Here is a 9,542-nt window from a genome sequence, read left to right on the forward strand (position 1 = left end):
TCAGTACCCTATTTCTCGGTCCAAAGGATTCCAGCCGCCGCCAGCCTGGCGTGGCGGCGCGGGGCGCGTGATGGCCTTGCGCTTCATCATGATCGCGTAGCGGGTGGCGCTCATCAGGTCATCCAGCTTCTTGACCACCTTCCCGTCCTTGCGGTGGTACAGCTTGAACTCCTGGAACCAGTCGCCCAGGTGGGAGAACACCTTGAGGCGGCCGGTCTGCATGCGCTCCAGCATCTCCATCAGCCCGGCCTCGACGCCATTGGAGCCGTCCTCGAAAGTGGCCCGGTCCCTGAGCATCAGCAGCCCAGCGGCCGCATACTGCTTGGCCAGCTGCTCGCCAGATCCCTTGTCGTGTTGCTCGCCGTCGTGCGGCCAGGAGGTTGGCACCCAAGTGCCCCAGGCCTTCATGGTCGTTGCGTGCACCACTGGCAGCGTCTGGCTGCGGCGGTGGGCCTGAGTGACGTAGATACAGTCGTTGTCGCGGTCCCAAGCCAGCTGGACACCAGCCGTTGGGTGATCCCATCCGAAGTCGATCCCGTTGATGCGCGCCCAGTGCGCCGGGATGGGAAACGGCGCCACCTTGATCGCCTCCTCTTCCACAGGGAAGATGCGGCCAGAGCCCAATGTAGGAATGCCCTTCGCTCGGGCCTCGCGCTCATGCGGCGGCGAACTGTCCCACAGCTCTTTCTTGGTCTTTGCATCCAGATGGGGCACATCGTCCCATCCGGCAGTCACCAAGTAGCGCGTTGCGGTAACTGCTGGCATCAGTCCACCTCCGTGGATGCCGAGTCAGGCTCCAGGAACAAAAGCACCGTCCCGGTCGTTCCTTCGAGGGGGGTGAAGGTGATGTAGACAATGCCGTTGGTCGTGGCTGTGCGGATCAGGCATTCGCTGTAGACCTCCATGGGAGGCTCTTCATCCAGCCAGATGCCGTGGCGCTCAGTGCCCTCAAAGCTGCCGCGCCCCTGCTGGTAGGACTTCAGACCCAGCTCGGACCACTTCCCCGAAACATGCTTGACCAGCACCGTGTCGGCCAGGTCGGCCACCCCCTGCTTCCACGCGATCTTTCCGATGGCATCGCCATAGATCAGGCCCGTGCCCTCGAAATGCTTGTCGGGGCCAGCGCCGCGCACCGGCCCGAACAACTTGCGCTGCACGATGTCACGCGTGGTTTCGTTGGTCTTGCCAGCCGCCCAGAACTGCACAGGGTGGTCAAAGCGGCGACCCGGCCACCAGTCGGGGTAACGACCAGTCAGGTGAAGCGCAGTCTCATAGCCCCCCATGCCTTCGGTCTTGCCAACACGATTGGCGGCCATGGCGCACCGCTCGCGGTAGCGGGCGCCAGCCTCAAAGAACTCCATGTGCTTGGGGTAAAGCTCCCGGCGCAAGGGCCCGTCATCCGGGTACATGCCGTCGATCTTTCGGCGGGACAACTCGCGCTCGATCTCCGCCAGCATGGCGTCACGCAAGACAGGCGGCAGATCAGGAACCATTGCGCAAAGCCTCCCGCATCCGCTTCAGCTCGTCGGTGGCCATATCCGCCAGGCTGTTCGGCGTGCGCTCCGTCTTCTCATCCAGGCCAAAGGCTCGGCGCTCTGCCACCTGCAGCTTGTCGAAAGCGTCAGCCAGTTGCTTCACGCTGGCGATGCGCGTGCTGACCGACAGCGCCTTGCTGACGGCGGCCCTGGCGCGCCCCTCATCTACGGGCTCCGCCCCGGTGCCAGCGAGCACTTGCGCCAGCAGCTCCTGGTCTTCAGCCAAGAGCGCTGCGTTGGACAGCTCCGACAGCAGCGCGGCCGCCACATCACGGGTGGACTTGAGGTCACCTCGATGGGCGAGGATTACGTTTTTATTCAGTTCAGCTGCAACAAGGACAGTTTCCGTTGCATCTTTTTGAGCATCGGTTACGGAATCTCGCAACAGAGCAGCATCGGTAGCCTGGCGGATGACATCGCGCAAATCCTTGGACCACCCGTCCTGCTTGGATTTGCGGCTGATCTGGGCGTACGAAACACCGTGTTTCGCTTCCAGCTCACGCAGGGTGAAATGACCAGTGCGGAAGTCCCGCTCCACGGCCTCCCAGTCCACCTTATGGCGTCCGCGAGGCTTCTCCCCTGCCTGCTTGTTGCGCTTCGAGGGGGCTTTTTCTGGATGTTGCGCTTGTTGTTGCGCTTTTTGTTTCGCCATGCCCCGGAGTTTTCCGGGGATGGAAGATGCGGTCGAACCCTACAGGGGGTCGCCTGTTTCGCGCCCGTTGGCGCCGATGCTTCGGCTGTAGCCACAGACGGTGCACTTGAGCACGGGCACCATGCGGGCTGCGCCGCTCGGGCGCATGGTGGTCCCACGCCCTGCCCCGTCCGTCAGGTGATCAGGATGGGATGCTGGGGCCATGGTGGATTCCAGCGCGTGGCCCGGGGCCAGGGGGCTGGCGCACCTGGGGCAGGGTTCTGCCTTCATGGGGCGTTGAATGCGGCAATCGCCGCGTTGTACCGGCGGGCGAACCGCAGCACGTCGCGCGGATGCCCTGCCACCGTGAACTTCACCCGCTCCAGCACCAGCCAGTGGCGTCTGCGTTCCATCTTGCAGGTGAGGCCGTGGCGCTCAGCCTCTGCGCGCACCCAGGCGGATGCCTCCGCCCATAACAGCGACTCGAAGCAGTCGGAGATTTCGAGCTGGGTGGGCATGGTCAATCCCATTCTTCGTTGTCAGCTTGTGCCTCCGCCTGCCGCGCCAGGGCTGCGCGCTGCTCCTGGCTGTAACTCGGCCACATGGCTTGCACCTCTTCGCTGATGTAGTTGTGCCAGTTGTGAACTCTGCCGCCTTCCGCCCATTCGGGATTGAGGAAGTCCTTTGGTGTGCCCTCGCTGGCTACAGACTGCGAATCCATGAATGGCGCCAAGAAGCCGACTGATGATCTACCGATGCACTGGGCCTCGCAAGCATCTTCGGTGGTTTCTGGTCGCGCGCCCTTGTAGAGCGCCAGGGTGGCACCCTGCTCGGGCTGAGCGCGCGCGGCAATCAGGTTTGCAAGCTCCACCAACTGCCCGGCGGTAAAGCTCTGGGCGTCCTCTATGCCCATGCGTTCCAGCATGTCGCGGGCCAGTTGTTCGGCTGATAGGGTCATGGGTGCAATCCTACTGGGTCGCCCTACAGGGGCAGTGCCGCCTGAGCAGTGGCCGACTTGCGCACATCGCGCAGCGCCTGCTTCAGGCTCGCGTTCTCGTGCCGCAGATCAGCGAGGGCGCTTTCGATGGCCTTGATCTTCTCGGACATGCTGAACCTTACCGCATCGCCTGCCAGGTAGCCGCCCACCTCCGCGCCCTCCGCTGGCGTCACGGCAATGGAGAACTCGTCCCCCACCTCCAGCAACCGCCAGCCGTCGGTCATCGTGGTGAGCGATATCTTCCGCTTCGGCGGGAATGCCTCTTCCAGCTCGTAGATGCCCTTGGACCGCCCGATGGCATGGATGCGGCGGGCGTCCTTGAGCGTCTTCAGGGCATCGCCCAAGCGCTGGCGGCTGATCTCGCTCATCTCGTCGTAGATCGAGTCCACCGTGAAGGTGCGGCCGTCGCCCTGGGCGGCCACCGCCTTGCCTACGGCCAGCACGCGGTCAGCCAGGCGCTCAATGCGGTCCTGTGGCGGTGTCGTCGTCTGTTCAGCGGTCATAGAGTCCTCCCTGGTTGTTTTCATGCGGCGTGGTTGCTCCAAATCGTGTGCAGAGCTGGCCGCAGGCGGATCGCCCGGGCCACGGTGGTTTCAGCAGGCGGCTCTTCGGTGACAGGCACAGCCACAAAGTGCTGCGTCTTCCCGATCACCTCGACACGAGCGCGGCCCAGCTCCTGCAGGGAAACCAGCGAGCGGAACACCGAAGCCCGGCTGAGGCCCGTTGCGCGCGCCAGGTCGGCCATGCTTCTCGATTCGGTTTCGCTCAGCGCTTGATGCACGGCGCTCTGTCGTTTGTTCATTCAGCCGCTCCTGATTTGATAGCTGCACATCCATTTGCGACGCGCGTAAAGCCCGGATTTGGCTGTGAATTCAGAAGCCCGAGCGCCCAAAGAGCTGCAGCCCGATCGCGCGGTGCACTGCTCCCATCGAAGGCAATGGCGCGCCACTCCAGCACCTGGGCCAGATGGGCGGCCATGAATGCGGCGAACTTCTGCGCGCGCGGCGCTGGGCCCTGATCCAGCCAGGAATGGCACGCTGCGCAACCCCACACGCTGTATTGGTCGTCTGCCTTGCGCGCCCCGGCCTTGCCATGGATGCTCAGGTTGCTGTGACAGCACACTACCGTGGCGCGGTCCTGGGTGCACACACCGGGCACGCGCAGTAGGCAGGGCATTCCCCGGGCCATGTCGCGCAGGTGGGCGTTACGCTGGGCGGCCGACTTCGGGGCAGCGGCGGGCGCGGCCACCACCGGCTGCGGCGCGCGGAAGGCGCCGGGCGTGACGGTGGGCATGCTGCGCACGCGGTCTGGGTCGCGCGGCTCGCGGCGGGGCGCGCGGGGGCGGAAGCCGGTTCTTTTCATGCCCAGCCCTCCACGATCATCTCCATCAGGTGGTCGGCCATCTCGCGCGGCATCGTCGGCAAGATGACCTGCAGCACTCCGTCCAGGGCGGCGCTGTAGAAAGCCTCGAAAGCGTCCTGGTCCATGGCGTCGTAGCTGACGCTGTGCAGCACCGGCACGATTTCGCCCGTGCGCGGGTCGGGAACCGGGTCGAAGTAGCCTGCGGCCAGCTTCACCGCCACCAGCGCCTTTTCGGGCGTGTTGTAGGTTTCGCTGTTCTCGGCCACCAGCTGCAGCAGCGCGAACATCTTGCGGTGGTGGGCGCCGTTGCGCGGCCTGCTCCACTCCATGCGCAGCCAGGTGCCGGGTTTCATGGTTTCCAGGCGGCGATTGAACTTGGCCCATGCGTCCTGATCGGCGGGCGTGCTGCCGACCAGGCCCTTGGGGGACTTGATGAGCATGGCTTTCACTTTGTCCCCCGATATGGCCACGCCACCATGGCGGCGTCGCGGGTGTGCTCATTGCTGGCGCCAGTCCAGCCGGTCAGTGCGGCGAAGCGCTCGGCGTCCACCTTGGCGCCCTTCCGGGTCGGACTGATGCCGTGCGCGGGGATGTCGTGCTTCGCGCAGATCGCCACGATCAGCTTGCACCATGCATCCACCTCACCCACGTTGCGGGCCATCTTGAGGGCGGCGGCGCGGCTCTTGATCTGGCTCCAGACGTAGGATTCAAGTCGGGAGTCTTCAAACACCACGCGCGCGGGGCGGGCCAGCTCGATGCGGGCTGCAATGTCCACCGGGGCGATAGTGTCCAGGTGGGCCAGCTTGCCGCCCACGTAGGTGGCCACGCCAGTATTGACGCCGGGGTCGATTCCGAGAATCAGCATGCTGCACCTCCAGCCTTCACAATCGGCTTCACAAAGCACGCCCGGTGCAACTCGCTGTCACGCCCGCTCGCATCGCGAACCTTGACGTGATGCCCACGGAACGGGTCAACCACCTCGTACCGCTTGCCTGTGCGCAAGAGAACAAAGCGCACGCCTGCGGTCAGTTGCGCCAGCTTCATACGGCACCTCCAAACAGATCCAGGGTGCGGTTGTCCCGGCATGCCTCAGATGCCCGGCCCCGGCGCTTGGGCTCGACCAGCCCGGCCTTGCGAGCGCACACTCGGCCAAAGGGCTGGGCGCCGATGACAACGGCGGGGTGCAGGGTGACGCGGCCGCAGCGGGCGCAGTGGAGTTTCTGCGGCATGTCAGAAGTCCTCCGTGTACCGGTTCCCGCCGCCCAGCTTCTTCATGGGCTCGGCCAGAGATTCAGTGGACTCGGTCCAGCGCTGGTGCGCGCCCTCGAAGTGCAGGGCAAGCTCACCCACCTTGCCCTGGCGGTTCTTGGGTACGGCGCAGCCGATCGTGTTGGCGAACTGCCCCACCTTGTGCCGCCAGAGCATCAGCACCACATCGGCGTCTTCCTCGATCGCGCCCGACTCCTTGAGGTCGGAAAGCACCGGGCGCCCGCTGGCACGCTTCTCCACCTCTCGGTTGAGCTGGGACAGAGTGACGATGGAAATGTCCAGCTGCTTCGACAGGGCCTTGAGCCCACGGCTGATTTCCTCGATCTGGTGGTGGCGGCTGTCGCCAACCTTTCCGCTCGCGCACAGCTGCAGGTAGTCGATCGCCAACAACTTGAGGTTGTGCTTGCGCTTGAGCGCCCGGGCCTTGGCCACGATGTCGCCCAATGACATGGCGGGCTGATCGTCAAAGTAGAGCTCCAGGCCGCGCATGCGCTCGATGGCCTCACTCACGCGCCCCCACTCGTCATCGTTGAGCTTGCCGTCGCCGATTGCATCCAGGCGCACGCGGCCCATGTTGGCCACTGTGCGGTCGGTGAGTTCAGGGCACCCCATCTCCATGCTGAACATGGCAGCGGCATGCCCCTGTTCCGCGAAGTTCAAGCAGATCTGCTGGGCCAAGGACGACTTGCCGACTGATGGCCGGGCGGCAACGATGTACTGCTTGCCGCCCTTCATGCCGCCACCCAACATTCGGTCCAAGGTCGGTATCTGGGTCGGGATTCCGGGCTGCACTGTTCCGTCTGCAATCTCCTGAAGCCGGTCGATGAAGCCCGCCACAAAGCTGGCCACCGGCATGGGAACGCTTTTGGCTGCAGGCTGGGCCACTTTTTCCAACGTCGCCTGGGCGGTCGAAATGCGATCGCCCACCGCAATGGTCTCGTCGGCGGCAATGCCTTGAATTTCCCCTGCCGCCCGCTGCAGGGCGCGGGATGCGGCCTTCTCGGAAACGATCAGGGCATGTTGACGCAGCACGCGCATGCCCACGTAGGCCTGGGTGCAGCGGTTCAGCTCCAGCAGGGTGCGGGCGGCGTCTTCTTCCGAACCGCGCAGGGCCTCGTACACGCTCACAAGATCCGCGGGCTTCCCAGCCAGGACCTGCGACTCGATGATGCGGTATGCACTGGAGAACAGGCCAACGGCGAAGAAATCGGCGCCCACCAAGTCGGCCACGGCGTCATAGGCTTCAGCTCCAGCCACCAGCAGGCCGCCGATCACGCCAGCCTCTGCCTCCGGCGACCAGTGCATCAGCTCCTCGGGCAAGTCATGCATGTTCATGTGCGTTCTCCTTCTCGGCGCGACGGGCGTCGGCCACGCGTTTTTCTTGCAGGCCCTTGGTGGTCCAGTTGGCCGGGCCATCGGCGTTGCAGGCCCACAGGCCGTACCACGACGACTTCACGCAGTTCGCAAAGGTCTCGGGCCAGTCGATGTACCGCTTGGCCTTGCGAGTACCGGTCGTGTGCTCCTCGCGAAAGCGCAGCCAGGCGATAGCCGTCATTTCGTCGCTTATCCCGGCGTCGGCGCAGTAGCGGCGGATGTGGTGGTCCTCGGGGATTGGCTTCACGCCAGCGGCGCGGCACACATCGAGGTACGCGGCAAGGGTTGTCGATCGGGATTTCTGTTTTCCAGAATCGGGAGGCGTAGCGGGCTCGCCCGCGCTCTTCTCCTGCTCTTGTTCTTGTTCTTGTTCTTGTTCTTGTTCTTGGCTTCTGAGGGGCTTTGAAGGGGCTGCCAAGGGGCTTTGCTGATTGCTTCCGGAAGGCAGGTGAAACGCTACAGAATATATAGCTGCAAACGCAGACTTCAGTTGCGCTGAGCCGATGTTTGACCACTCGCGCTCAACACCCTTCACGCGGTTGTCGCCTGGCTTGAGGGCCTCAGCAACTTGGTAGGCGGCCATCCGGTGCACGAACACGGTCTCCGAAGCCTCGTCGTAGGTGCAATAGTTGGCTTCGATTAGGCTTTGAAGGGCCTTCGTAGCCCCTTCCATGCCCAGGCCTGTTTCGTGCGCCATGTACAAAACCGGGCAGTGAAAGACGCCGATCATGTTGGCGTGTGGGCAAGTCATCAGGTACAGAGCCAAGACCTGAGCAGGAGCGTTCCCGCGCAGAGCTTTGCCTGTCTCGCCAATCCAGAATTTGGGCGAAACCACCCCGTAATCACGCATGCCTAGACCCCCATCTCTTCGGCCAGCGCGCGCATGGCGGCTTCGTACTGCTCGGGCGTAGCGTCGGGATGCGCAGCAACCCAAGCGCGCTTTGCGTCAACGTAGGCTTGCCAGTTCATGCTGCTGTCCATCCTGGTGAGAGCGAGCCATTGCCCATCGAGCGCGAGAAGAGCACCTCACTGCGGCGGATATGCCCGTCGCGCGCGGCCTGGGTGAACACGGCACCCCACGCGCGCAGGTCGTCGGGCGCAATGCCCTTTTCCTGGGCTGCCAGGGTGACGTGCTCGGCGCTGAATGCCTGGCCCTTGTGCTTGCGCGCATAAGCGATCAGGAAGCCCAATGCGTCCTGGTCGAAGTTGCGCGGAGCGGGAGCCGCGCCAAAGAGGTCGTGCTGGCTGGTGCGCATCACTCGGCACCTCCACCGCTGCCCGCGCGCGCCTGCTTCGCCAGAGTGGCGGCGCTGGGTCGGCGAGTGTTGAGCGTGATACCGCCCTGGGTGCGCGGCTGGGTCGTCACCGTTGGCCGACCCAAGCGGTCCAGCGCCTTCAACGTTCCGAAGGAATTGGTTTCGGAAGACTGAGATGCCTTGCTTTTCGGTGGCTTGGCAGGGATGTCAAGGTCGGGGCCGCGTGGTCTGACCATGGTGCAAGCGTTGAGGGTGGTCATTGCGACAGCCCCTCCATCTCACGCATCATTTCGGCCATCTTGGCGCGCATAGCTGCCAGCTTCTTGCCGTTGTCGTTGCGGGCATCTGCGGCCAGGAAACGCTCAATCAGGTACATCACCGGAGCGGTATCGCCGGTCTTCTCGATGTACTTTTCGAGGCTGTCCACGCTGAAATTGCGGCTGCTGTCTTCCGAGAGCTGCACTGACAGGTTGCTGGGCGCTTGATCGAGGTCGATGGCCACGCGCTTCAGGCCGCGCTGATAGACACCAGTTGCGATGCACTCGCGCAGAGATCCGTAGCGCTCTGCAAGGCCGGGTTCAAAGTTCAGCGTGAGCTGATCCTTGGCAGCACTGATAACGGTTGATGGCATGTGTTATCTCCGGGTATCACTGGTTATCAATGGCATGCCAAACAATGGACGCCATGAACACGAAACAAATTTGCGATGTAGGTGCCCGCCCTCTTCCGGCACAAAATGGCAGCTCTCACACGACCATTGCCAGAAGGGGCAGACATGAGCGAATTCAGCATCCCTCCACCCCCGCCGCCCCAGAACCCGTTTGGGGAGATGGAGGAACTACAGTTAGAGATGGTCGAAGCGCTGCACGACTTGTTTGCAGAGCAGGCAGCGATGCGCGGCGTGTTGACGGCACTAGCGTCAACGCACCCCGAGCCGAAGCTCCTGGCCGACGCGTACCTGACGCACATGGACTCGATTGCCGAGCAAGTGAGGCCCGAGCGGATCGAGAGATACCGGACAGCAGCACAACAATGGATGGATCTATTGCTGGATTGCGTGAACCGGCAAACTCCACCCTGAGAGCGCGCACGACTTGTGACAGTCGGCTGTTGGAAGT

Annotated in this window: 19 protein-coding genes; 1 reads left to right on the forward strand and 18 read right to left on the reverse strand. The window is 63.7% G+C overall.

Features of this window, described 5'->3' with window-relative positions; all coding sequences use genetic code 11:
* The 18 genes from ACSQ3O_RS15990 to ACSQ3O_RS16075 form a co-directional block, all read right to left on the reverse strand.
* The gene (locus ACSQ3O_RS15990) at positions 1-765 is read right to left on the reverse strand and encodes a terminase (protein ID WP_436139618.1); all 765 of its coding nucleotides are present in this window, start codon (positions 763-765) and stop codon (positions 1-3) included.
* On the reverse strand, positions 765-1,493 hold the full coding sequence (locus tag ACSQ3O_RS15995) for a terminase large subunit domain-containing protein (protein WP_436139619.1): 729 nt from the start codon (positions 1,491-1,493) through the stop codon (positions 765-767). Before ACSQ3O_RS15995 ends, ACSQ3O_RS15990 begins: the two co-directional genes overlap by 1 nt.
* A complete protein-coding gene (locus ACSQ3O_RS16000; RefSeq protein ID WP_436139620.1) occupies positions 1,483-2,187 on the reverse strand; it encodes a hypothetical protein in 705 nt (234 codons plus the stop codon). The genes ACSQ3O_RS15995 and ACSQ3O_RS16000 overlap by 11 nt, the downstream gene beginning before the upstream one ends.
* A 39-nt stretch (positions 2,188-2,226) precedes the next feature.
* Positions 2,227-2,391, reverse strand: coding sequence for a hypothetical protein (locus ACSQ3O_RS16005; RefSeq protein ID WP_436139621.1), 165 nt, complete (start codon positions 2,389-2,391; stop codon positions 2,227-2,229).
* A 62-nt stretch (positions 2,392-2,453) separates the two neighbouring features.
* Positions 2,454-2,684, reverse strand: a complete 231-nt coding sequence (locus ACSQ3O_RS16010) for a hypothetical protein (RefSeq protein ID WP_436139622.1) — start codon at positions 2,682-2,684, stop codon at positions 2,454-2,456.
* 2 nt (positions 2,685-2,686) lie between these two features.
* On the reverse strand, positions 2,687-3,124 hold the full coding sequence (locus ACSQ3O_RS16015; RefSeq protein WP_436139623.1) for a hypothetical protein: 438 nt from the start codon (positions 3,122-3,124) through the stop codon (positions 2,687-2,689).
* A 23-nt stretch (positions 3,125-3,147) separates the two neighbouring features.
* The gene (locus ACSQ3O_RS16020) at positions 3,148-3,666 is read right to left on the reverse strand and encodes a hypothetical protein (RefSeq protein WP_436139624.1); all 519 of its coding nucleotides are present in this window, start codon (positions 3,664-3,666) and stop codon (positions 3,148-3,150) included.
* Between the two features lie 20 nt (positions 3,667-3,686).
* Positions 3,687-3,965 (reverse strand): helix-turn-helix domain-containing protein, encoded by a 279-nt coding sequence (locus tag ACSQ3O_RS16025; RefSeq protein WP_436139625.1) that lies wholly within the window; start codon positions 3,963-3,965, stop codon positions 3,687-3,689.
* Positions 3,962-4,525 (reverse strand): nuclease domain-containing protein, encoded by a 564-nt coding sequence (locus ACSQ3O_RS16030; RefSeq protein ID WP_436139626.1) that lies wholly within the window; start codon positions 4,523-4,525, stop codon positions 3,962-3,964. The genes ACSQ3O_RS16025 and ACSQ3O_RS16030 overlap by 4 nt, the downstream gene beginning before the upstream one ends.
* Positions 4,522-4,965 carry a DUF1367 family protein gene (locus ACSQ3O_RS16035; RefSeq protein ID WP_436139627.1) on the reverse strand — a complete coding sequence of 148 codons (444 nt, stop codon included), beginning with the start codon at positions 4,963-4,965 and terminating at the stop codon, positions 4,522-4,524. The genes ACSQ3O_RS16030 and ACSQ3O_RS16035 overlap by 4 nt, the downstream gene beginning before the upstream one ends.
* A gap of 5 nt (positions 4,966-4,970) precedes the next feature.
* A complete protein-coding gene (locus tag ACSQ3O_RS16040; RefSeq protein WP_436139628.1) occupies positions 4,971-5,390 on the reverse strand; it encodes a hypothetical protein in 420 nt (139 codons plus the stop codon).
* The gene (locus ACSQ3O_RS16045; RefSeq protein ID WP_436139629.1) at positions 5,384-5,569 is read right to left on the reverse strand and encodes a hypothetical protein; all 186 of its coding nucleotides are present in this window, start codon (positions 5,567-5,569) and stop codon (positions 5,384-5,386) included. The genes ACSQ3O_RS16040 and ACSQ3O_RS16045 overlap by 7 nt, the downstream gene beginning before the upstream one ends.
* The gene (locus ACSQ3O_RS16050) at positions 5,566-5,754 is read right to left on the reverse strand and encodes a hypothetical protein (RefSeq protein ID WP_436139630.1); all 189 of its coding nucleotides are present in this window, start codon (positions 5,752-5,754) and stop codon (positions 5,566-5,568) included. Before ACSQ3O_RS16050 ends, ACSQ3O_RS16045 begins: the two co-directional genes overlap by 4 nt.
* Before the next feature lies 1 nt (position 5,755).
* Positions 5,756-7,129: a replicative DNA helicase gene (locus ACSQ3O_RS16055; protein WP_436139631.1), complete on the reverse strand. Its 1,374-nt coding sequence runs from the start codon at positions 7,127-7,129 to the stop codon at positions 5,756-5,758.
* Positions 7,116-8,018, reverse strand: a complete 903-nt coding sequence (locus ACSQ3O_RS16060) for a hypothetical protein (RefSeq protein WP_436139632.1) — start codon at positions 8,016-8,018, stop codon at positions 7,116-7,118. Before ACSQ3O_RS16060 ends, ACSQ3O_RS16055 begins: the two co-directional genes overlap by 14 nt.
* 115 nt (positions 8,019-8,133) lie before the next feature.
* Positions 8,134-8,424 (reverse strand): hypothetical protein, encoded by a 291-nt coding sequence (locus ACSQ3O_RS16065; RefSeq protein WP_436139633.1) that lies wholly within the window; start codon positions 8,422-8,424, stop codon positions 8,134-8,136.
* On the reverse strand, positions 8,424-8,684 hold the full coding sequence (locus tag ACSQ3O_RS16070; RefSeq protein WP_436139634.1) for a hypothetical protein: 261 nt from the start codon (positions 8,682-8,684) through the stop codon (positions 8,424-8,426). The genes ACSQ3O_RS16065 and ACSQ3O_RS16070 overlap by 1 nt, the downstream gene beginning before the upstream one ends.
* Complete coding sequence (locus ACSQ3O_RS16075) at positions 8,681-9,055, reverse strand: hypothetical protein (RefSeq protein WP_436139635.1); 375 nt, start codon at positions 9,053-9,055, stop codon at positions 8,681-8,683. Before ACSQ3O_RS16075 ends, ACSQ3O_RS16070 begins: the two co-directional genes overlap by 4 nt.
* A 144-nt stretch (positions 9,056-9,199) precedes the next feature.
* On the opposite strand from ACSQ3O_RS16075, the gene ACSQ3O_RS16080 reads away from it, so the two are divergent.
* Entirely contained in the window at positions 9,200-9,505 is a 306-nt protein-coding gene (locus tag ACSQ3O_RS16080) for a hypothetical protein (RefSeq protein WP_436139636.1), read from the forward strand.
* The last annotated feature ends 37 nt before the right edge of the window (positions 9,506-9,542 follow it).

The sequence above is a fragment of the Acidovorax sp. LjRoot74 genome, assembly GCF_964254355.1.
In the GTDB taxonomy this organism is placed as follows: Bacteria; Pseudomonadota; Gammaproteobacteria; order Burkholderiales; family Burkholderiaceae_C; genus Acidovorax.

Excerpts from the sequence above, each read along its gene's own strand:
- ACSQ3O_RS16065 (WP_436139633.1), bottom strand. The coding sequence starts at position 8,424 with ATGCGCACCAGCCAGCACGACCTCTTTGGCGCGGCTCCCGCTCCGCGC.
- ACSQ3O_RS16045 (WP_436139629.1), bottom strand. The coding sequence starts at position 5,569 with ATGAAGCTGGCGCAACTGACCGCAGGCGTGCGCTTTGTTCTCTTGCGC.
- ACSQ3O_RS16035 (WP_436139627.1), bottom strand. The coding sequence starts at position 4,965 with ATGCTCATCAAGTCCCCCAAGGGCCTGGTCGGCAGCACGCCCGCCGAT.
- ACSQ3O_RS16015 (WP_436139623.1), bottom strand. The coding sequence starts at position 3,124 with ATGACCCTATCAGCCGAACAACTGGCCCGCGACATGCTGGAACGCATG.
- ACSQ3O_RS16070 (WP_436139634.1), bottom strand. The coding sequence starts at position 8,684 with ATGACCACCCTCAACGCTTGCACCATGGTCAGACCACGCGGCCCCGAC.
- ACSQ3O_RS16075 (WP_436139635.1), bottom strand. The coding sequence starts at position 9,055 with ATGCCATCAACCGTTATCAGTGCTGCCAAGGATCAGCTCACGCTGAAC.
- ACSQ3O_RS16040 (WP_436139628.1), bottom strand. The coding sequence starts at position 5,390 with ATGCTGATTCTCGGAATCGACCCCGGCGTCAATACTGGCGTGGCCACC.
- ACSQ3O_RS16010 (WP_436139622.1), bottom strand. The coding sequence starts at position 2,684 with ATGCCCACCCAGCTCGAAATCTCCGACTGCTTCGAGTCGCTGTTATGG.
- ACSQ3O_RS15990 (WP_436139618.1), bottom strand. The coding sequence starts at position 765 with ATGCCAGCAGTTACCGCAACGCGCTACTTGGTGACTGCCGGATGGGAC.
- ACSQ3O_RS16025 (WP_436139625.1), bottom strand. The coding sequence starts at position 3,965 with ATGAACAAACGACAGAGCGCCGTGCATCAAGCGCTGAGCGAAACCGAA.
- ACSQ3O_RS16030 (WP_436139626.1), bottom strand. The coding sequence starts at position 4,525 with ATGAAAAGAACCGGCTTCCGCCCCCGCGCGCCCCGCCGCGAGCCGCGC.
- ACSQ3O_RS16020 (WP_436139624.1), bottom strand. The coding sequence starts at position 3,666 with ATGACCGCTGAACAGACGACGACACCGCCACAGGACCGCATTGAGCGC.
- ACSQ3O_RS15995 (WP_436139619.1), bottom strand. The coding sequence starts at position 1,493 with ATGGTTCCTGATCTGCCGCCTGTCTTGCGTGACGCCATGCTGGCGGAG.
- ACSQ3O_RS16000 (WP_436139620.1), bottom strand. The coding sequence starts at position 2,187 with ATGGCGAAACAAAAAGCGCAACAACAAGCGCAACATCCAGAAAAAGCC.
- ACSQ3O_RS16050 (WP_436139630.1), bottom strand. The coding sequence starts at position 5,754 with ATGCCGCAGAAACTCCACTGCGCCCGCTGCGGCCGCGTCACCCTGCAC.
- ACSQ3O_RS16005 (WP_436139621.1), bottom strand. The coding sequence starts at position 2,391 with ATGGCCCCAGCATCCCATCCTGATCACCTGACGGACGGGGCAGGGCGT.
- ACSQ3O_RS16055 (WP_436139631.1), bottom strand. The coding sequence starts at position 7,129 with ATGAACATGCATGACTTGCCCGAGGAGCTGATGCACTGGTCGCCGGAG.
- ACSQ3O_RS16080 (WP_436139636.1), top strand. The coding sequence starts at position 9,200 with ATGAGCGAATTCAGCATCCCTCCACCCCCGCCGCCCCAGAACCCGTTT.
- ACSQ3O_RS16060 (WP_436139632.1), bottom strand. The coding sequence starts at position 8,018 with ATGCGTGATTACGGGGTGGTTTCGCCCAAATTCTGGATTGGCGAGACA.